This window comes from Bacteroides gallinarum DSM 18171 = JCM 13658 (assembly GCF_000374365.1).
Taxonomy (GTDB): domain Bacteria; phylum Bacteroidota; class Bacteroidia; order Bacteroidales; family Bacteroidaceae; genus Bacteroides; species Bacteroides gallinarum.
This window is the reverse complement of sequence record NZ_KB894133.1, coordinates 40744-62962: the sequence shown is the minus strand read 5'-3', so window position 1 is coordinate 62962 and position 22219 is coordinate 40744. Positions and strand designations below refer to the sequence as shown.

The 22219-nt window shown below is 49.4% G+C and carries 12 protein-coding genes; 4 read left to right on the top strand and 8 right to left on the bottom strand.

Annotation, left to right across the window (positions count from 1 at the left end):
• Positions 1–60: 60 nt before the first annotated feature.
• The 4 genes from C233_RS0111950 to C233_RS0111935 all read right to left on the bottom strand — a co-directional run bounded on the left by C233_RS0111950 (position 61) and on the right by C233_RS0111935 (position 11620).
• Positions 61–1836: a bacterial Ig-like domain-containing protein gene (locus tag C233_RS0111950; protein WP_018667822.1), complete on the bottom strand. Its 1776-nt coding sequence runs from the start codon at positions 1834–1836 to the stop codon at positions 61–63.
• 92 nt (positions 1837–1928) lie between these two features.
• The gene (locus C233_RS0111945; protein WP_018667821.1) at positions 1929–3680 is read right to left on the bottom strand and encodes a RagB/SusD family nutrient uptake outer membrane protein; all 1752 of its coding nucleotides are present in this window, start codon (positions 3678–3680) and stop codon (positions 1929–1931) included.
• A gap of 39 nt (positions 3681–3719) precedes the next feature.
• Positions 3720–6914 carry a SusC/RagA family TonB-linked outer membrane protein gene (locus tag C233_RS0111940; RefSeq protein ID WP_026314845.1) on the bottom strand — a complete coding sequence of 1065 codons (3195 nt, stop codon included), beginning with the start codon at positions 6912–6914 and terminating at the stop codon, positions 3720–3722.
• A gap of 437 nt (positions 6915–7351) precedes the next feature.
• Positions 7352–11620 (bottom strand): hybrid sensor histidine kinase/response regulator transcription factor, encoded by a 4269-nt coding sequence (locus C233_RS0111935; RefSeq protein WP_018667819.1) that lies wholly within the window; start codon positions 11618–11620, stop codon positions 7352–7354.
• Between the two features lie 178 nt (positions 11621–11798).
• On the opposite strand from C233_RS0111935, the gene C233_RS0111930 reads away from it, so the two are divergent.
• From C233_RS0111930 to C233_RS0111920, 3 genes are read left to right on the top strand one after another with little or no spacing between them, the layout of a single operon-like run.
• The gene (locus tag C233_RS0111930) at positions 11799–13286 is read left to right on the top strand and encodes an arabinan endo-1,5-alpha-L-arabinosidase (RefSeq protein ID WP_018667818.1); all 1488 of its coding nucleotides are present in this window, start codon (positions 11799–11801) and stop codon (positions 13284–13286) included.
• 25 nt (positions 13287–13311) lie between these two features.
• Entirely contained in the window at positions 13312–15303 is a 1992-nt protein-coding gene (locus tag C233_RS0111925) for an alpha-L-arabinofuranosidase C-terminal domain-containing protein (RefSeq protein WP_018667817.1), read from the top strand.
• A 6-nt stretch (positions 15304–15309) separates the two neighbouring features.
• Positions 15310–16290: a glycoside hydrolase family 43 protein gene (locus tag C233_RS0111920; RefSeq protein WP_018667816.1), complete on the top strand. Its 981-nt coding sequence runs from the start codon at positions 15310–15312 to the stop codon at positions 16288–16290.
• 152 nt (positions 16291–16442) lie between these two features.
• Here the strand turns inward: C233_RS0111920 and galK are convergent, their stop codons facing one another.
• Genes galK through C233_RS0111905 form a run of 3 tightly spaced genes read right to left on the bottom strand, consistent with a single transcriptional unit; the run spans position 16443 to position 20102 of the window.
• The gene (gene galK, locus C233_RS0111915; RefSeq protein WP_018667815.1) at positions 16443–17597 is read right to left on the bottom strand and encodes a galactokinase; all 1155 of its coding nucleotides are present in this window, start codon (positions 17595–17597) and stop codon (positions 16443–16445) included.
• Between the two features lie 49 nt (positions 17598–17646).
• A complete protein-coding gene (locus C233_RS0111910) occupies positions 17647–18957 on the bottom strand; it encodes an MFS transporter (RefSeq protein ID WP_018667814.1) in 1311 nt (436 codons plus the stop codon).
• A gap of 47 nt (positions 18958–19004) precedes the next feature.
• Complete coding sequence (locus C233_RS0111905) at positions 19005–20102, bottom strand: aldose epimerase family protein (RefSeq protein WP_025068763.1); 1098 nt, start codon at positions 20100–20102, stop codon at positions 19005–19007.
• A gap of 200 nt (positions 20103–20302) precedes the next feature.
• On the opposite strand from C233_RS0111905, the gene C233_RS0111900 reads away from it, so the two are divergent.
• Positions 20303–21277 carry a type I phosphomannose isomerase catalytic subunit gene (locus tag C233_RS0111900; RefSeq protein WP_018667812.1) on the top strand — a complete coding sequence of 325 codons (975 nt, stop codon included), beginning with the start codon at positions 20303–20305 and terminating at the stop codon, positions 21275–21277.
• A 134-nt stretch (positions 21278–21411) separates the two neighbouring features.
• Here the strand turns inward: C233_RS0111900 and C233_RS0111895 are convergent, their stop codons facing one another.
• Entirely contained in the window at positions 21412–22212 is an 801-nt protein-coding gene (locus tag C233_RS0111895; RefSeq protein ID WP_018667811.1) for a DUF4373 domain-containing protein, read from the bottom strand.
• Positions 22213–22219: the final 7 nt, after the last annotated feature.

The following is a 22219-nucleotide window of genomic DNA, read 5'->3' as shown; positions in this document are numbered from 1 at the left end:
AGGGGCATACCGTTCCTCAGACAAAGAGGAACGGTATGGATGATAATTTATTCTTTTTCATTAGAAAACGAGATGAGCTCCCTCGACAGACAATGCAAAGTACAGGTCATTGGGAACTATGGTATTGATGCCCAAATAATACTGAGTGGAAGTTGTACCGGTAGTACCTTTCATTACTGCCTGAATGTCGGCAGTACTATTGCCGCAGTTGGTTACGTAAACCGTAACTTGGGCTCCATTCATACCGGCAAGCCAAGTAGCCCAGTCTCCTTGTGTTCCGCTGTGAACGCAGGCACCATATCCGTTACCGTCTCCCCAGTCGTCGGCACGAACAAATGCATATTCGTCATTATTGGCATTACGGAGAGACACAAGGAAGTTGTTCCAGTTTGCTCCCAGATTACTGAAGTTGGTGAAGGTAATGGACTTTGTTTCTCCCACAGATACCTTGAAGTTGTCAGAAAAATCTCCCTTAAAGGCCGCTGAGTTATCTTCGGCTCCTACTGTGTGCCCCGTGTAGCTCACTGTAGAAACTGCGGACTCGGAAACGGTAATTCCTACCGTTGTGGAGGCTTTTTCTCCGGCACTAATGGTAACGGTCGAAGAGCCTGCTTTCGCGGGAATGGCAGAGAAGCTGAGCTTCGTGTTCTCAATGATTCTTGAACTTCCGTCGTCGTAAGTTGCCGTAACCACCATACCGGTCGGGTCGAAGGCCAGCGTTCGGTCTGTCAAGGTTTCGGTAGCTTTGGAGGTGTAATAATAGTACTGTGTATGCGAAGGCTGGGTAGTCACCTCGATAGATACAATCTCTCCCACGAGAACAAAAGTAGCATAAGCCATAATCGGTTGTCCGCAATTCTCGCCTTTAAAGGTCTTGTTATAGACAGCCACAAGATTTTTTTCGCCCGGTTGCTCCATATCGGGGATAGCGGAGATAGAGAGTTCGGAAGCCGGTACGGTTTTGGTTACTCCCTCTTCGAAGGTAACAACGGCCGATACATTGGCCATGGCTTCTTCGAGCAGAGTGCCCATGGGGACTTGTTCGGGTACGTTTTGCAGCTTCATAGATATCGGATTCTTGTCTGCGGCAGATGTAAGGCCGTCGATAGGAACGATGTTGGTCTGCTGGAAGTCGATGTAAGAACCCTCGGGAACCAGGAAACAGCGGATATTGGTATTGCTCGCATCTGCGTTCAGGTTTGTTTCCTTGTATGGTTGCTCGTAAGTCTTGGTGGCTACGCTGTTGGTCATCTTTACGGTGAAAGCATCTGTACTGGTGCGGTCTACGGTGACTGTCACCTTACCGCCCAGGCTCTGTACGTTAGGGTCTGCATTATTGGCATCGGGTTCGAGAAGCAACGTACCCGAGATGTACTGGTAGTCGATATAATCGCCCCATTGGGAATTGTAAGTTTCGGGGCTGCCTGTGACATCGAAGCGGATAGCTCCGTATTCGGCATATCCCTCGCCCCCACGGTCTACATCGTTGGAGATGATAAGAGCGAAGTTCTTGTAATACGTGTTATCGGCCGGGTTGATGTGGAGGTTGAACACAGCATTCCACTTTTCGCCGTCGGGTATCACGTAATACTTGGAGAAAGCAGTCCACCAACCGGAAGTAAAATCCGTACTTCCGATAGTGTACACATCTTCCTGCATGCCTTCGAGCACTTCTTCTTCCGGTTCTTTCTTCGAATCTTCGATTTCCTGTATCTTCTCGGAAATCCAGTCGGGGGCGTTTACGTCATAAAGTCCGTTGTCCTCGCAACCTGTCAATGCCAGTAACCCTAAGGTTACGGAACAGCAAGCATATGTTATTTTTTTGAGTATTCTCATTGTCTTAAATTTAAAGAGTGTGACTGATTGATATTTCTTCCCACCCGGTTCCGGAAGAGCCGGAGTGGGAAGAAACCGTTGTTGGGTTTTCTTTATTTGCTCAAATCCGTAACCGGACGTACTGTCCAACCATTGTCGCGGAAATAAGATGAGTTATCCGTACTATAATTGGCGGAATTGCCTTTCAAATTCGGATTGTTATTCATCAACTGCTGCACGATAGGCAGAAATTCGTGTCCTGGCAAGTAAGTGTCGAAAGTGCTCTTCAGTTCGGAATCGTTTGCTATATCGCTGTATTTTACAGGATTTTTTACTCCTACCGTAGAGCGGCGTACCGTACCGTGTTCTTTGAGCTGCTGTAAGCGGTCGTTGTCGTGGAAGAATCCCCAGCGGATAAGGTCGAAACCACGGCCGAATTCGCAGCCGAACTCCTTAGGACGTTCCACATTGGCTATCTGTTCGAAAAGTTTGTCGGCGGTATTGAAATCCTCGAGCTTTAAGTCTGCCAGACCTGCACGGTTACGTACCTCGTTAATCCAGTTGATAGCTTCCTGCGTGGGACCGTTGACCTCGTTTTCGCATTCTGCGGCACGTAGCAATACATCGGAGTAACGCATCAGGCGCAGGTTGATACCGTCGTGCAAGCCTGTAACGACAGTGCTGTACAGGCCGGTACGTAGATTTGTGAATTTGGCGATAGGCAGGCCGCCGTAAGTGTTGTTAGTTACGATATTGTCGGTGGCTGTAAGCTTTTGAGTATAAGCTACATTACCATACTCGAAATCCTCCCAGTCGGTTTCGTAGGTTCCGATAGTCCAATAAAGACGAGGGTCGAGTGTACCTTCCGTAGTGCGCTCTTCTTTAAAAAGATGATAGAGCCAGGGTGAAGCCGAGATATCAGCCCAACCGCCATAGTTGCCGGGGGCGAAGTTGCTCTCGATAGCCGACCCTTGTGTGGCATTGGGGCTTGTGTTTACCGGTGTCCATTCGTCGTCGGTTCCTTGCGAACCATAGTCGAGGAACTGTACTTCGAAGAGGCTTTCCGCATTGTTTTCGTATGCCGAGCCTTCGCGGAAGTTGTCACCGTAGTTATCCATTAACCGGTAAGTGCCGTATTTCTTGTTGATGATATCTTTCAGTACTGTGAGTGCATCGCTGTATTTATGGCGTACCATGAGGGTGCGGGCATAGTAACCCGCCGCAGCGCCGCAAGTGGCGCGTCCGCCGGCCCATTCACCGCCTTCATCGCGGGAAGGCAGCAGTTCCATAGCCTCCCGGAAATCTTTTTCTACCTGGTCGAGTACGTCATCGTAGGTACTGTTGGCGCCATAAAGCCCATCCATTGATGAGTAGGTGTCATAATCTGTGATAAGGGGCGGATTCTGATAGTAACCGGCCAGATTATAGTACGACAGACCGCGAAGGAAAAGCACTTGTCCCTTGATACGTTTCATTTTATCGGAAAGTTGGCTGTTATCTTCGCCGCAACGGGAAATGGCGAAGTTGCACACGTTGATAGTGTAGTACCATTCCCGCCAGGGCCACCACGTAACGTCCGAAGTGACTTCTGCATTGAGGTCGTCGAAAGGCAGATACCACACTTGCGAGGAGTTCCAGGCTTCATCGCCACGGCACACGTCGATAGTGTAGCCTACGCGGGCATAGGAACCTTCCATACGGATGTGGTTGTAGGCGGCAATCACGCACTCCTCCAAGTCATCGGCATTAAAACCGAAGGTGCTCGAGGTTTGCTGGTTGGGATTCAACAAATCCAATTTGTCACTGCAAGAAGTCAGGGTACTGAGTCCCAGAATGAGAGCAAGTGAATATTTATTTAGTTTCATAAGATATGTTTTTAGTATTTAGGTACTATATGGTAATGATTAGAATGTAAAATGAATGCCACACATGAAAGTACGTGCAGTAGGATAAGAACAGAAGTTGTATCCCGGGGTGAAAGTCCCGCCTGCATAGTCTACATTATAACCGTGATAACCGGTGAATGTGTGGAGATTCTGTGCCGACACGTAGAAACGTACATCGGATACATATTTGCCGAACCATTCGTTGGGGAAGTTGTACCCCAGTTCTACATTGGCAATCTTCCAATAAGCAGCGTTCTGGATTTTACGTGAACTGAAGAGGTCATTCCAAGCCAGGCTGGCGCTGTTGGTGGCATAAGTACGCGGCACGTTGGAAAGATAAGTGCTGCCGTCTTCGCTAAAGCGGTTGGCATCGAGCATACCCACTTCTTTGTTTCCCCAGCCGTAGCAAGAGTTAAGCGAGTTGTAGATGTCGTCGCTTACATGATAGTTCAACGCACCGAAAGTTGCGATGCTCAGGTCGAAACGCTTGTATTCGAAGCGGGCATTAAGACCGAAATTAATCTTAGGCATACCGCTGCCCAGTACGACTTGGTCTTCGGAGTCCACCTTACCGTCATTGTTTATATCCTTATAAAGGCAGTCGCCTATCTGGGCGCCTTCCTGCGTAGCGTGGTTGTCCAGGTCTTCTTGTGTACGGGCTATGCCTTCATAAACCCAGCCGTAGAACTGGCCGATTTCTTCGCCCACTTTGGTAATGTAAGCTCCCGAGATATAAGAGTCGGTTCCGAAACCTAACGAGGTTACGCGGTTGCGCAACGTACTGAGGTTGGCGGATATTTCATATTTGAAAGCATGTTCCCGGTTGCGGTAGGTAGCAGAGAATTCGAATCCGGAGTTGTTCATCGAGGCGGCATTCATCGTTACGGTGGTGTTGGACACACCGGCTTGTTCCGGAACAGGAACGGCATACAGAAGGTCTTCGCTGGTATTCTTGTACCACTCGGCCGTAAACTCCAGGCGGTTGCGGAACAAAGCGAGGTCGATACCCACGTTGTAGGTTTTCTTTTTCTCCCATGCCAGGTTGTTATCCACGAAAGTGGAAACGGCGGAACCGGTCACTATATTACCGTTGAAATTGTAAGTCATGTTGTTACGCGACATGACAGCCTGGTACATATACTCGCCGATATTTTCGTTACCGAGCTCACCGTAGCTGGCACGCACTTTAAACATGTTCACGATATCCCGGTTGAAGGGGAAGAAGTTTTCTTTATCGAAACGCCAGCCCACGGAAATGGAGGGGAAAGTTCCCCAGCGGATGTTCTTGCTCAGACGGGAGCTGCCGTCCCGACGTACTGTTGCCGAGAGTAAATACCTGTCATCGTAATTGTAATTGATACGTCCGATGTAGGACAGGATACCGTGCCTGTAATCGTAGCTTTCGGAATACGTGTCGGAAGCATTCTGGAGCTGGAGGAAATAAGGTTCGGTAAAGTTGATTCCCCAGCCGGTCAGCAGGTCGGTGTTTTCTTCTTCGTAGGTCTGGCCTGCTACTACGTTGATATGATGCTTGCCTATCGTACCGTCGTAAGTAAGCACGTTCTCTATCAAAGCGTCCGAATAGTTGCGGGAACCTTTTGTCAGCCGCTCATTGCTCTTGGACAGATAGACGCGGTTACTCTGTACCCATGCGGGAATCCAGGTAAAGTCCTTGCAGAAGGTCTTGCTGTAAGAGAGGTTTATCTTATAGTTGAGCTTGTGGTTTTTACTGTCGAAACCGAGCATCTTGAAGATATCTACATCTGCCGACCCCGTTCCTACGAAACGGTCTACACGGGTGTTACGTTGCAGCAGGTTATTTACCAGCAACGGGTTGGAGGCGGAAATATCGCCATGTACGGTATCGTAGTATACACCATAGCCGTAGGCGTCGTAATTAAAGTTGTTGGCAATTCCCACCAGGTTATCGAGTACCCATGTAGAAGAATCGTATGCCTTGATAGTGGGCTGCATCAGCAAGGTTCCGCGCAACACATTGGTTACGTCGCCGTACAAACCCTGAACGTATTCGGAAGCATTCGACAAGCCCATATTGTCCTGGTCGGAATGAGAGTAGACGAGGCTGGTATGGAACTTTATGAACTTGGTGTCCATGGTGTTGTTTACGCGTGCAGTGTAACGTTCGTAGTTAGGACCGGCGCCTTCGAGAGTTCCTTTTTGGTTGAAGTAGTCTAATGATATATTATAGGTATTGTTGGCGCCGCCTCCGGAGAGGTTCACATTATGGTTTTGACGGATACCCGTTTTAAATACTTCCTCGAACCAGTCGGTGTTGGTGGCATCTTGGAAATGGTATTTCCCGGTTTCGCTGTCGAGCTTGTATCCCGACGGCAGCGGAGTGTTGGAATTTGCACATGCCTGGCCGATGTACTGGCTGTACTGGTCGGCATCCATTACATCATAAACACCTTTGGGAATATAATCCACACCGAAGTAGCCGTTGTAATCCACCTTCAGCGGCTGGTCTTTCTGGCCGCGTTTGGTGGTGATGATAATCACGCCGTTGGCAGCACGCGAACCGTAAATGGCGGCGGCCGAAGCGTCCTTCAGTACCTGGATAGTTTCGATATCGTTTGAGGAGAAGTCGCGGATAGAAGTTCCCATAGGAACACCGTCGATAACATAAAGGGGAGAGGTGTCTCCAAAAGACCCGACACCGCGGATACGGACAGTCGGGTCGGCGCCGGGCTGTCCGTCGGAGGTGATTTGTACGCCGGAAACCTTACCTTCGAGCATGGTGGAGATGTTGGAGTTGGATGTCTGTTTTAAGGCTTCCGCATCCACAACGGCAACGGAACCGGTTAAGTCGGATTTCTTCTGTGTACCGTAACCGACAACAACTACTTGGTCGAGCATCTGCTCGTCGGCTTGCAACCGAATGGTTTCAATGATAGCACGGTTGCGGACAGCCACTTCACGCTCCTTAAAACCTACATAGCTTATCAGGAGGGTAGCGTTTCCGGAAACCTCCAGTTGGAAGTTTCCATCCAGGTCGGTAATGGTTCCGCCTTGTCCGCCTTTAATCTTGACGGTAGCCCCTACCATGGGTTCACCCTGTTCGTCGACAACTTGACCACGTACCTTGATAGTCGGAGATTGTGCCACGGTAGCCATTGCAGGTATAGGATACACTGCCATGCCGCCAAAGGCACATAGACTGAGCATTACGGAAAAAAATAAATGTTTCCTCATTTTTAAAAGTATTAAGGTTGTTTAATTAATAGATTAGATTACTGTTAACTATATTATAGCATCGAATCGGCTTACAATCCGATACCGGTTACCGGAAGCAGTCAGGCTACATACTTCATAAATATAATGGAATCAATAGGGGAAGGTTGAATTTAGCCGATGCCATGTACGGTGCGATAGCTGTTCTTTTGTCATTCTTCATAATATTAAGATTAAAATTAAACTTTAAATGCCCGGTTTTTCCCGAAGGATTGAGTACCGATTGCATGACAAAAGTAGGGCATATGCCGTAAATGAGGGTGGACGAATGTATTTTAGAGGTGGATAAACGAATTTTAAGTGTAAAAAGTACAGTTTATTGCGCGGAATCATGTTTTTACTCCGGTATGTTACGTCGTTTACACACCGGAGTAAGAGGCATTCCCTCCGCGGCGAAACTATTCTTCCTCATTGAGCAGTGCGCTCGGTGTCGTATTGAAGTATTTGGTGAAACACCTGGTAAAGTATTTAGGGTCGTTGAAGCCTACCTCGTAAGCGATTTCCGCGATGTTCATGCTTTTGTTCTCCCGGTTTTTCAGTAACATTTCGCGGGCTATGTTCAGGCGGTAGTTCCGTATGAACTGTCCGGCAGACTGTCCGACGAGGCTCTGCAGTTTCTTGTTCAGCAGGCTTTTGCTTACGCCCGCCGCTTCGCAGAAATCGCTGACCTCGAAATAGGAGTTCTTGTAGTTTGCCTTGATAACTTCCATTATACGGTTGAGGAACTTCTTGTCGCCCGATTCTTCTTCCATATTCAGTGCATCCACGTCCATTGCCATGGCGAATTTCTTTTGATAACGCCTACGGTTCTCCAGGATATTCTCTATCCGGGTAAGCAGCAATGTCTCATCGAAAGGTTTCAGCAGGTATTCGTCCACTCCCATGCGGTAACTTTCCAGGCGCGACTCTTGCGATGTCTTGGCGGTGAGCATGAGGAAAGGAATGTGGGAAATGGCGAAATTCTCTTTTACCCGGCGGGACAGCTCGATGCCGTCCATTACGGGCATCATCAGGTCGCTGATGATAAAATCTACGGCATGCGAGTTCAATATGCCCAGGGCTTCCGCTCCGTGGGCGGCTTCGAGCACATTGTATTTGTCGCGCAGAATGGAGCGGATGTACCCCCGCATGTCCGCATTGTCCTCTACCACCAGAATGGATAAGCCTTTGCCGGTAGCGCCGGATGTTTGCTCCGTATCGGCGGCTGTAAGCTGCGGACTGTTGCCGGTTGCCGTTTCCACGGTGTTGTCCTCTTGAGTCAAAGGCAGGAGAATACGCAGCGAGCAACCCTGCGTATGGTTGTTCTGCGCCTTGATTTCACCGCCATGCATTTGTACGATGCGCTTGCACAGGTAAAGCCCGATACCGCTCCCCGCCTGTCCGTACATGGGATATTTGGCCTGCCCTTGCGATTGGTAGAACCGGTTGAAAATCTTGCCCGTATCCTCATCGGGAATACCGCTGCCGGTGTCGCTTACGCAAATATAAAGAGTGGCTTTGCGGTTGTCGGCGGGAGGCAACAGGGCGATGAATAAAGAAACGTTTCCGCCGTTGGGCGTAAACTTGATAGCGTTGCTCAACAGATTTGTCAGCACCTTATGCATGGCTTCTTCATCGTAGGCTATTTCCGGCGAGGACATCCGGTAATAACGTTTCAGTGTGATATTCCTTTCTTTGGCAAAGACTTCGAAAGGAACTACCAGCTCGTCGGCGAACTTCCGGAAGTCGTTCCGCGTTTTTACTATTTCCAGTTTGCCCGACTCCACTTTGCGGAAGTCCATAAGCTGGTTGACGAGCGATAACAGGTATTTGGAGTTGCGCTCCACGAAGTGCAGTTGCTCGATAACCTGCGGGTTGTAGCTTAGCTTCAACGCACGCTCTATCGGACCTATAATCAGCGTTATAGGGGTACGGAATTCGTGTGTGATATTGGTGAAGAACGCTATTTTGTCCAGCGTCAGTTCCTGTATCTTGCGCGTCATCCTGGTAAGTTGCGCTTTCTGCCGGGTAATCTTCTCGTTCTGTTGTTTCAGCATCCGGTTTTGCCGGGACAGCTCTTCGGTCTGTTCTTCTAACAGTTGCTTCTGCTTTTTCAGTTCATGGGTACGCTGCTCCACCTTCTGGTGCAGTTTTTCCTTTTGCTCTTTCAGCTTTCGTACGCGCCACTGGTAGAACTGCCATATGGCGAGTGCGGCAAGCAAGACTGTAATCAGCATGAACCATACCGTTTTATAAAAATAAGGCCGGATTGTAATCTGGAGTTCCGTGATATTCTCTTCCCCTTCCTCGGCCTGGTCGTAGGGCGTGTACTTGACCTGAAGCGTGTAGTCGCCCGGAGACAGGTTGGTATAGGTGGCGAAACGCCGGTTGCCGGATACATGTGCCCAACGGTTGTCGAAACCAAGCAGACGATAGCTGTAAGTGGCGGTATTGTCGGACTCGAAATTGAGTGCGGAGAATTCTACGGAGAAAGACTTTTCGCGTTCGTGGATGCGGATTTTCTTGCTCACGGCAATATCGAGCGGCAGGTACTCGCTGCCGGGAAATACCTCCTCGTTTCCCACTTTCAGACGGGTGAAGCGGACTTTCGAGGGTTGTACCGGCACGGTAGGCAGGTTGCAGTCTATGGCAACCAGGCCGGATACCGTACCGAGGTAGAGCTTACTGTGCCGGGAGCGGTAAGAGGCATTCCAGTAAAACCGGGTATCGGCAAGCCCGTCCTGCCGGCTGTAGTTGATAAAACGGTTTTCCGTAGGCTGAAAGCGCGACAGCCCGTTGTTGCTTGCTATCCAGATACATCCTTTGTCGTCTTCCAGGATACTGCGGATGCTGTTGTTGGGTAACCCGTGAAGGGAGTTATAGCAGATAAACCGCTCTTCTCCGCGTTCGTTTTGTATACGTTTGTAAATGCCGTAGCCGTTGCTTCCCAACCATAGCGTACCGTCCTGGGCTTCGTAAAAGCAACATATCTTTTCTATCAGTCCGGAGGACGGGTTATCCAGCTTGTATTTCAGATGACGGTACTGGAAAACTCCGTCGGGCGATGAGGCGGGGCGGGAGTGCAGGTCGATGATATAGACACCGTCCAGGCAGCCTATCCATAACTGCCCGTCCTTGTCTATGATAGAGCCGATGCAGCCGCGTATGTCTTCGGCTGCACGGTTGGCGAACGGAGAACGGAGCTGCCTATGCTCCAGGTCGTAGAAAAATAATCCCTGGTTTGCTCCAATCCACATGCCGTTGTTTATAGAGTCGTATGCCAGTGCTCCGATAAAGTCTATGGGATAGTTGTCCTTGTTCTCGGCAGTGATTGCCTCTATGCTGTGCTGCGGATTTTGCGGGTCGATAAGGTTGATACCGCCGCCCCACGTGCCAATCCATAATCTTCCTTGCCCGTCGGCGGTAATGGCACTTACCGAGTTGTGGGTAAGTGCGCCGCTTTCGTGCGTATAATGGATGAAGCTGTCGCTGCCTGCCGCTTTCTTATTCAGCCCGCCTTCCACCGTACCTACCCAAAGGTTGCCGCTATGGTCTTCGTAAATAGCGTTCACCGGATTGTGTGAGATTGTCCGGAGGTTCTTGCTGTCGTACTGGTAATTCTGTATGGACAGGCGTTTGGCAGTCATTTTATTGATGCCGCCGCTTTCGGTTCCTACCCAGATATGTTTCCCCTCTACGGTGATGCAGTTAACGAAATTACTGTTCAGCAGCTTGCTGCCGGTGTTGGACACCTGGTCGCTTATACGCTCGAAATTATCTTTTATGGGGTTGTACACATTGATACCTTTCAGGCTGGCAACCAGTAACTGCTTGTCATTGGTTACGGCAAGACAGCTCAGGAAATTCTGCGAAAGGGAATGCGGATTGCCGGGGACGTGTACGTATTGCTTCACTATATTCTCGTTCTTGTTATATCGGTACAACCCCTTGTCAGTGGTAATCCATACCTCGTTCTCTTTGGCTATGAAGTCTGTAAAATATAAATCCGGCGCAAAGCTCAGGCAGTCTGCAACCGGCTCCTCTTTTAGTTCGCCTTGTGCGGTCATGCCTACCTTGCATAGTCGGCCGTTGATGCCTATCCATACTTTTCCCTCGTTTTCCACGTCCTTGAAGATGATGTCGTACCGGTAAGGGTTGGGAACCTCCAGCGAATGAATGCTTTCTATATCTCCATTGGTGCGGAAAGCGATGCGGTGCAGGCTGTTGCCGCAATACAGCCAGATGCACCCGTTGGCATCTTGCGTAACCATGAATGCCGGTTGCCCCACGAGCGTATCCAGCTTTTTCCGGGGGTCGTGCGGCAGTACGGACTGCATGGTTGCCAGGTCGATAATATCCGTACCCCCTTCCGATACGACCCAAAGCCGCCGGAAGTTGTCCTCGTGGACTTTGCGTATGAAGTTGCTTTTGAGCCGGCAATGCGGGGTAACCGGATTGAAGTTGATGAATTCGTAGCCGTCGTACCTGGAAAGTCCGCCGCCCGACATGGAAATCCAGAGGAAACCCTGGCGGTCCTTATATATGTCATCGACAAAGTTGTTGGGAAGCCCTTCGTCCATTGTTATGCAGATAGTGTTGTAGCGGTCGGTAAAGGACTCCTGCGCCCACAGGAAAACCGGGCTTGCCAAAGCGATATATAATATAATAAGGTGGAAAAACTTATACATTGTTTTATCATTTGGTATTAGTGAAAGCAAAGTTAATAGATTACTTGCGACGACAATAAAAGTCCGGGCTCTTTTTGCCCCGGTTGGCAAATTGTCCTCCTTAAAAGTTCATATATCCACCTCTCCGGGTTCGGACGTGGCGTACATTTGCAATATAATTTAATTATTTGTCGATAGTATGAAAAAATTGCTGTACATGACTGTCTGTTCCATGGGAGTGCTGTTTGCCGCTTGCAATCCTCCGGCTTTTACTCCCGTGGCTATGCCCAATCCCTGGCAGGATGATTATTCTGCCGTATCGTCCATGGGAGATTACCGTTCGTGGGGAACTTATAACGTACACGACCCGTCGTGCCGTAAGCTGGGCGACTATTATTATATGTATTCCACCGATGCCATTTGGGGCGAGAACCGCAAGGAGGCGGAAGAAAAGAATGTCCCGTTGGGATATATACAAGTCCGCCGTTCCAAAGACCTTGTGAACTGGGAATTTGTAGGCTGGGCTTTCCCCGAAATACCGCAGGTGGCCGTACAGTGGGTACGTTCCCATGCAGGCGGAGAGGGAGCGACCAACATCTGGGCTCCTTATATAATACCTTCGGGCGATAAATACAGGCTGTATTATTGCGTATCGGCTTTTGGCCGTAAGACGTCCTACATCGGTATGGCGGAATCCGCATCGCCCGAGGGTCCCTGGACACAGCGGGGATGCGTCGTCAAGACGGACAATTCCTCGGTGATGAACGCTATCGACCCGAGCATTGCCGTAGATTCCGTTACCGGTAAGTGGTGGATGCATTACGGCTCGTTTTTCGGCGGGTTGTACTGCGTGGAGTTGAACCCTGCAACCGGGCTTCCCGTAAGGGAAGGGGATAAGGGGCATCTTATCGCCCGTCGTGCCAATTACCGGAAAGATAACCTGGAGGCTCCCGAAATCATCTATAATCCCGATTTAAAGCAATATTACCTGTTCGTTTCCTACGACCCGCTGATGACTACCTATAATGTGAGGGTAGGGCGTTCGGATAAGGCGGAAGGACCGTTTACCGACTTTTTCGGCGTGGAGCTGAAGGACACTACCAATAACTACCCTGTCCTGACGGCGCCGTACCGCTTCAATAATCATCCGGGCTGGGCAGGTACGGCACATTGCGGTGTTTTCACCTCGGACGAGGGGCAATACTTCATGGTTCATCAGGGACGGCTGTCGCCCGATAACCAGATGATGAACCTCCATTTACGGCAGGTATTCTTTACGGCCGACGGCTGGCCGGTGGTATCGCCCGAACGTTATACGGGCAGTACTCCCCGTAAGTTCTCGGCGGCGGATATGGCAGGCGAGTGGGAAATTATACGGGTGCAGGAACCGGTGTACGAACGCCGCTTGCAGGCAGGACAAATCTTGTGGGGCGAAGGCCGGCTCAAAGAGGAGGAATGGAACGTGTCGCATCTGCTGTCTTTGGAGCGGAACGGGCGTTTGGGTGGAAATAAAGGCAGTTGGGAACTTTCGGAAGCGAAGCAACTGCTGTCCCTGACTCTGGAAGGCGAAGTTATAGATAACCTGATTGTATTTGCCGGACATGACTGGGAGAACGAACAGGAAACTGTTCTCTTTACGGGACTCGACAGCCGCGGCAGGTCTGTATGGGGCAAAAGGATAAACTGATTTAATCATAATATAGTTTTATACCATGAAAAGTTACAAAGAATTAGTGGCTGTGCTGGCCCTTGCAGCAGGTTCGGCACTTCATGCGCAAACAAATGAACTGGTGATACAAGCCGGAAAACCGGGGGCGGAAATCCAGCCTACCATGTACGGCTTGTTTTTCGAAGACATCAATTATGCTGCCGACGGCGGTTTGTATGCCGAACTCGTGAAGAACCGCTCGTTCGAGTTTCCGCAACACTTTATGGGGTGGAAAACATTCGGCAAGGTAGCCTTGAAGGACGACGGCCCTTTTGAAAGAAACCCGCATTACGTGCGCTTGTCGTATGCCGGGCATCCGCATAAGCAGACAGGATTGGATAATGAAGGCTTTTTCGGAATCGGCGTAAAGAAAGGAGAGGAGTATCGCTTTTCCGTGTGGGCACGTGTGCCGGAGGGGGGAGCAGCGGGTAAAATCCGTGTAGAGCTGGCCGATACAAAATCCATGGGCGAACAGCAGGCTTTCGCCACTGCCGATTTGACAATCGACTCGAAGGAGTGGAAGAAATACCGGGTGATACTGAAACCGGGGGTAACCCACCCGAAAGCCGTTCTCCGCATCTTCCTGGCTTCTCCGCAGACGGTAGATTTGGAACATGTTTCTCTTTTCCCGGTCGATACGTGGAAAGGACACGAAAACGGGCTTCGCAAGGACTTGGCTCAGGCGTTGGCAGATATAAAGCCGGGTGTGTTCCGTTTTCCCGGCGGGTGTATCGTGGAAGGCACTGACCTTGCATCGCGCTACGACTGGAAGAAATCCGTCGGTGCGGTGGAAAACCGTCCGCTCAACGAAAACCGGTGGCAATATACCTTTCCGCACCGTTTCTTTCCCGACTATTACCAAAGTTACGGCCTGGGATTTTATGAGTTCTTCCAGCTTTCGGAGGAAATCGGTGCAGAGCCTTTGCCGGTATTGAGTTGCGGCTTGGCCTGTCAGTTCCAGAATACGGATGCGGATGCGCATGTGCCCCTCTGCAACCTGGACAGTTATATCCAGGATGCACTCGATTTGATAGAATTTGCCAATGGCGCTGCCGATACCCCGTGGGGAAAAGTGCGTGCCGATATGGGGCATCCCGCTCCGTTCAACCTGAAATTCATCGGTATAGGCAACGAGCAGTGGGGCAAGGAGTATCCCGAGCGCCTGGAACCGTTTGTCAAGGCTATCCGCAAGGCACATCCCGAAATCAAGATTGTGGGTAGTTCCGGCCCCGATTCGGAAGGGGAACAGTTCGATTACCTCTGGCCGGAGATGAAAAGATTGAAAGCGGATTTGGTAGACGAGCATTTCTATCGTCCGGAAACGTGGTTCCTCAGCCAGGGGGCGCGTTACGATAATTACGACCGCAAAGGGCCTAAGGTTTTTGCCGGAGAATATGCGTGCCATGGCAAGGGCAAGAAGTGGAACCACTTCCATGCCTCGCTGCTCGAAGCCGCTTTTATGACCGGGCTGGAACGGAATGCGGATATTGTGCACATGGCTACTTATGCACCGTTGTTCGCCCATGTAGAGGGCTGGCAGTGGCGTCCGGACATGATATGGTTCGATAACCTGAATTCCGTGCGTACGGTAAGCTATTATGTACAGCAGCTTTTTGCAACGCATAAGGGGACGAATGTGCTCTCCCTGACTATGGATAAAAAGCCCGTAACGGGTGCTGAGGGTCAGAACGGGCTGTTTGCAAGTGCCGTGTACGACAAGAATACGGATGAAATCATCGTGAAGATAGCCAATACTTCCGGCAAAGTACAGTCTTTGTCGTTGAAATTCGACGGGTTGAAGAAGAAAGAAACCTTGTCGGAGGGACGTTGCATCAAACTTTCTTCCGCAGACATGGATAAGGATAATACGATTGAAAATCCGGAAGCAATTGTTCCGCAGGAAACTGCATTGCGTATTGACGGGCAAACGCTGGACGTGGATTTGGAGCCTTCCTCATTTGCAGTGTACATATTGAAAAAGCAGAAGAAATCATAGATTAATATGAAAGCAAACAGATTCCACCGGCTTGTTTTGGGAGCCGTTTCCTTGATGCTGGCAGTTCCGCAGGGACTGTCGGCACAAGGCGACACCACTTTTATTGCTACGGGAAATCCGATAGTGAAGTATAAGTTCGTAGGCGACCCGGCAGCAATGGTGCATAACGGAAAACTATATATCTACGGCGGCCACGACGAATGTCCTCCGCCGGCGGAACACTATGATTTGAAAGAATGGTGTGTATTCTCGTCCTCCGACCTGAAAACCTGGACGGAGCATCCCGTGCCCTTGAAAGCCGAAGATTTTTCGTGGGCGAAAGGCGAGGCTTGGGCAAGCCAGGTGATAGAACGCGACGGCAAATTCTATTGGTATGTAACGGTGGAGCACAAGACCGTTCCCGGCAAATCTATCGGCGTGGCGGTGTCCGATTCGCCCGTAGGTCCGTTTAAGGATGCCCACGGGTCTGCCCTTATTACCAATGACATGACGACGGAGCGCAGCAAGAGCTATTGGGACGATATCGACCCTACCGTCTTTATCGACGATGACGGGCAGGCATATCTGTACTGGGGCAACAGCCAGTGTTACTTTGCCAAGCTGAAAAGGAATATGATAGAGCTGGACGGGCCGATTATTCCCGTAGACCTGCCCCGTTTTACGGAAGCTCCCTGGATTCATAAAAGAGGAGACTGGTATTACCTTTCCTATGCATCCGAATTTCCCGAGAAGATATGCTATGCCATGAGCCGCAGCATTACAGGCCCGTGGGAGTACAAGGGTATTTTAAACGAGTTGGCCGGTAACTGCAACACGAATCATCAGGCCATTATCGAGTTCAAGGGAAATTGGTATTTTATATATCATAACGGCAGCATTAACCCCAATGGTGGCAGTTTCCGGCGTTCAATCTGTATAGAGCGTCTGTACTATAATGAAGACGGGACGATGAAACGTGTACGGATGACGACGGAAGGGATATATTAAGTTATGAAATAATGGTGGGGCGGTAGGGTAAGGAGGCGGTAAAGTACTATCGCAATAAGGTAACAGGGCTGCCTAAAGTACAAAAAATAGGGTGATATTGCGGAAAACCGCTTTATCACCCTATCATTTTATCATTTTATCGCTTTTTCGATTTATTCCAATCTGCGTGCGCCGTCGCTGATTACGACATCGTAAATCTTCGGGCTTCTGTTGAATTTCTTTTTGAATTCTTCTTTGGCTTTCTCGATGAATGTGCCGTACAGTTCCTCTTTAACGAGATTGATTGTACAGCCGCCGAATCCGCCGCCCATTACGCGCGAACCCGTTACGCCGCAATCGAAAGCCAGGTCGTTAAGGAAGTCGAGTTCTTCGCAGCTTACTTCATACAGCTTGCTCATGCCGTGATGCGTTTCGTACATCTTCTGACCTACCGTTTCGTAGTCGCCTTTTTCCAGTGCATCGCAAACGTCGAGTACGCGCTGGATTTCTTCAATCACATATTCCGCACGCATAAAGTCTTCCGCACTGATGTCGGCTTTGGCCTCTTCGAGCATTTCCATGTTGCAGTCGCGCAGGAATTCCACATGCGGGTGCTTCTTCTGGATAGCGGTAACGGCGGCTTCGCAGCTTTGGCGGCGCTTGTTGTATGCGGAGGAAGCAAGCTCGTGTTTCACAACGGAGTCTACCAATACCAGGCGGTAACCTTTCGGCTCGAACGGGAAATACTGATATTCCAGCGAGCGGCAATCCAAACGGATAAGGCTGCCCTTTTTACCGAATACGGAAGCAAACTGGTCCATGATACCGCAGTTTACACCGCAGTAATTATGTTCCGTAGCCTGTCCCACCTTAGCCAGTTCGAATTTGTCGATTTTATTGTCGCCGAACAAATCGTTCAATGCATACGTATAAGTGCTTTCCAATGCGGCGGAGGAGGACATACCTGCGCCCAGGGGCACATCGCCTGCAAAAGCGGTATTGAAACCTTTCACTTCTACGCCGCGCTTAATCATTTCGCGGCATACGCCGAAAATGTATCTTGCCCAACTGGCGCGGGGAGCATCTTCTTCGTTCAGACCGAATTCCACGTAATCTTTCAAGTCGATTGAATAAGCTTTGATCGTGTTTGTGCCATTCGGTTTCACTTCTGCAATCATGCCTTTGTCGATTGCTCCGGGGAATACAAAACCACCGTTGTAGTCGGTATGTTCACCGATTAGGTTGATGCGCCCCGGAGAAGCATAAACTGCTCCTGTTGTTCCGTCAAAATGCTTGATGAAACGGCTTCTTACGTATTCTATATCCATGATATTGTTTTTTAAGGTGAATAAATCTAATTACCTATATCGTTGTCTGTCAATCTACTTTGATATCCTTATTTACATTCTTGCAACCTATCAGGCCGTAGAACAGCAGGTAGGCAAGGGCTGCGATGATTACCCAGTAGCTTGCCATGAAGCCTGCCATGTCTGCAACCAGTCCCTGGATAACGGGCAGGATGCCGCCGCCGCAAACCAGTACCATGAACAAGCCAGAAGCGGCTGCCAGGTATTTACCCAATCCTTCTACCGCCAGGTTGAAGATACCACCCCACATAATGGATGTACACAACCCCACCAATACCAGGTACATGGCGTTGATAGGAACTTCTGCGAGTCCGAAGGACAGACCGCCGGTAGCGCTTTGCTGGAGTACCGGCAGGTTTACTAATGAGTCCGTGGAGGAGAAGATTGCGAGGAATACCAGAATCAACCCCAGGGCGGAAGTGAACGTAAGCATTGCCTTGCTGGATATTTTAGCGCCCAGCGATGCACCTGCCAGACGGCCTACCAGCATCAGGAACCAGTAAGTACCTACTACGAAGCCCGATATGGTGGATGCGATGCCTGCACCGCCCTTTTCTACCGGGTCGGTAAGGAACAGGTTCAATGTACCCGGTACGCCTACTTCGATGCCCACATATACGAAAATAGCGATAGCTCCCAGGATGAAATGGCGGAACTTCAAGGCGCCGGACATCAGTTTGCCGATAGGCTCTGTGGCCGTAGCGGTATTGGGTTCCGGTATCGGAACGAATAACAGTACGAAGAATGCGAGTGCGAATACTGCCATTGCCGTGTACATTACGGGGAATATCTGGGATATGGTGGCTTTTTCGATAGAACCTGCAATGAGGATACCTACGAACATCGGGGTGATAGTTGCCATTACGGAGTTGAAGGAACCGCCGATTTGGATAAGCTGGTTGCCTTTGTTTCCTTCGCCGCCCAGCTTGTTCAGCATCGGGTTAACGACCGTGTTGAGCAGGCACATGGAGAAACCGGCGATGAATGCGCCTACCAGATATACGGCGAATGCCATTTCGGGGCTGGAATGTCCGGACAGGAACTGGATGCCTACACCTATGAAGCCGATAGCCACTGCAATGAGTGCTGTCTTTTTATATCCTACTTTTTGTAATAAGATACCGCTCGGTATTCCCATTACCGCATAGGCGATGAAGTTACCGAAATTGCCCAGCATTCCCAGCGCGTTGGATACGGAGAACTGGTTTTTGAGGACAATCCCCATGGGAGCGGCGAGGTTGGTAACAAAGGAAATCATACCAAAAAGGAAAATCATCGTAATGATTGCGATGAGTTTACCGTTCTGTTTTTGTTGTGTCATGGTTTTGAAGGGTTTAATAAGTTTATAATTAGGTTAGTTGTTTCATCTTATTCCTGTATGCCGAACTTGTATATGGTAATTTGCTGGTACTCGTCGCCGGGGAGTAATACTGCCGACGGGAAATGTGCCTTGTTAGGGGTGTCGGGGAAGCATTGCGCCTCGAAGCATACGGCACTTCTTGCCGGGAAGGTGGCGCCGTGGGAACCGGTAAATCCGCCCAGCCAGTTTCCGGTATAGAGCTGTACGCCGTTTTCTGTGGTATATACTTCCATGGTGCGTCCGCTGACAGGCTCCGTACAGGTGGCGGCAAGGCTCAGTTCACCGCTTTCCGTCTTGTTCAGCACATAGCAATGGTCGTATCCGGCGCCGTTTATCAATTGTTGGAATTTGTCATCGATACGCTCTCCGATAGTATGAGGGGTACGGAAATCCATCGGCGTACCTTCTACTTTCAAAATCTCTCCCGTAGGGATAGACACTTCGTCGATAGGGACATAAAAATCGGCATTGATAGTTATGATATTGTTCAGAACGGTAGGTGTAGGATTGGAGATGCCGGCGAGGTTGAAGAAGCCGTGATTGGTCAGGTTGACGACAGTAGCTTTATCGGTTGTAGCCCGGTATTCTATAACCAGGGCGTTCGTCTCGTCTTCCAAACGGTAGGTCATTTCTACTTCCAAAGTACCGGGGAAGCCCTCTTCGCCGTCGGCGGACGTATAGTTGAATATGACGGTCGATTCATTAGGTTGGGTTGCATCCCATACACGGGTATGGAAACCCGTCGGACCGCCGTGCAGCGAGTTGGGGCCGTTGTTGACCGCCAGCCGGTGTTCCTCGCCGTATAAAGTGAATTTGCCGTTGGCAATCCGGTTACCGTAACGGCCTATCGTAGTACTTAGGAACGGTTCGGGACTGTCGATTACATGCTCTATGCTGTCGTGCCCTAAAATGACATTGGCATATTTCCCGTGCTTGTCGGGAACCATAATCGAGAGGATTGCACAGCCGTAATTGGTTACGGCAACTTCCATGCCCCGGGCGTTTTTGAGGATATATAAATCTGTCTTTTTGCTGTTTATATTCTTTTGAAAATCTTTCCTGTCCAGGCCGGACAGATTATTTTCTGTCGGAGTAGTGTCTATCATATTCATGGTATTAATTAATTTTCTTGCAAATAAAAAGAAATTCTTTTGTTCCCCCAAGTAATTGCAGGGAAATGTGGAGAACATTTTATGAAAGTTTAGCGTTTAACAAATGGAAGACAAATTGATATTTTTTGTATGTTTGTCGCGTTAATCTGAAAAAGTATTATAACAGTATCGAATTGTACTAATTAAAACAACGAATGTATCCTCTAAAATTTGAGCCCATCCTGAAACAGACACTTTGGGGTGGTGACAAGATTATCCCGTTCAAACATTTGAATGAAACTCTGCCGAATGTAGGCGAGAGTTGGGAAGTTTCAGCAGTGGAAGGTAGTGAATCTGTAGTTGCCAATGGCGTGGACAAGGGGTACACCCTGCCCGAAATGGTGCGTAAATACAGGGACGAATTGGTGGGTGAGGCAAACTATGCCCGGTTCGGAAATAAGTTTCCGTTGCTGATAAAGTTTATCGATGCCCGGCTGGACTTGTCTATCCAGGTGCATCCGGACGACGGGCTTGCCAAGAAACGTCATAACAGTTTCGGAAAGAATGAGATGTGGTATGTTATCGCCGCGGATGAAGGTGCGAAATTGATTTCCGGCTTTGCCGAGCAGATAACGCCGAAAGAATATAAGGACAGGGTGCATGACGGAACGTTCGCCGAAGTCCTCCAGACGTGCGACATCGAGCCGGGAGATGTGTTCTATGTGCCTGCCGGTCGTGTACACGGTATCGGTGCCGGTGCGTTTGTCGCGGAAATTCAACAAACGTCCGATATTACTTACCGTATCTTCGACTACAATCGTAAGGACAAGGACGGCAAGTTGCGCGAGCTGCACACCGGTCAGGCTATGGATGCCATAAACTTTGCCGACGTGCAGGATGATTTCCGTACGAGCTACGAACATGTTCAGAATGAACCGGTCGAAGTGGTGGCGAGCCCTTATTTCACGACTTCCCTGTATGACATGACGGAGGAAATTACCTGCGACTATTCCGAACTGGATTCGTTTGTAATCTTTATTTGCGTGGAGGGCGCTTGCCGCCTTACGGACGAGAACCGGAATGAAGTGACACTGCATGCCGGCGAAACGGTTCTGCTGCCTGCCGTTACCCAGGAGGTGACAATCGTGCCGGAAGGTGAAAGGGTAAAGTTGCTCGAGACTTACGTATAAGAGTTAATATTGCCGTCCCGATAATGTTAACTGCATAATACACAGCCAGTTAATATCGTTATCACAATGAAGTCAACATCATGGAGTTATGATATTGACTTCATTTTTTGTAAGCTCTCTGTTCGTCCCCGGCATTAACTTCCCGCCTTTTTCTTCTCCTTTACCAGTACTGCAATGAGGTATTTGCCTTTGGCAATAATTTCGCTCCAACGGGTAGAGTGTATCACCTGCCATACGTATCCTTTCAGCCTGCCGTAGTCGGACAGGCGCAGAATGGCGTCGATTTCATCGGGATTGGTGATTTTCATCTGTTGCAGGGTAAAAATCAGCCCGTCATAATTGTGCGTCTGCTTATTGTAGGCGTACTCCGGTACGGACGGACGAGAATTCCCTCCGGTACTTCCTTCTTCTGTTACTGCTTTTATTTGCTTTACTTTACTTTGTACCGGATTGTCTGCTTTTTCGGGCGGAATGTATGCAGGCTGCATACAATTTTCCTTGCCGGGCATGCAATTCTCTTTGTCGGATATGCAATTCATTTCATCCCGTATGCAGCTTTCCAGCATATAGGGTAGGGTGTTCAAGTCTCTTTTCCTTCGTTTGGTAGCTTCGAGCCATACTTTTTGGATGCTTACGGAGGTCAGTACGTACTGTTCTTCATAGCATTTACGGTCGAAAAATCCTTTTTCTATGAGAATGTAGATAATCTTCTCCATGCTTTTTTCTTCAATGCCCGTTTTATGGGCAAAGAGCGTGCACTGCTCTTTGTCCCACAACAGGTAATATCCTTTCTCTTTGTACATCTTGCACAATAGTTTCATCACAGCGGTAATCCCTGCCAATCCGCATTTGGCCTCTACGAGTTCTATCGGTGCGTCGTCAAAGAAATTCACATTCAGCGGGAAATACATGATTCCCCCGTAATTCATTGCCATAGTTTCT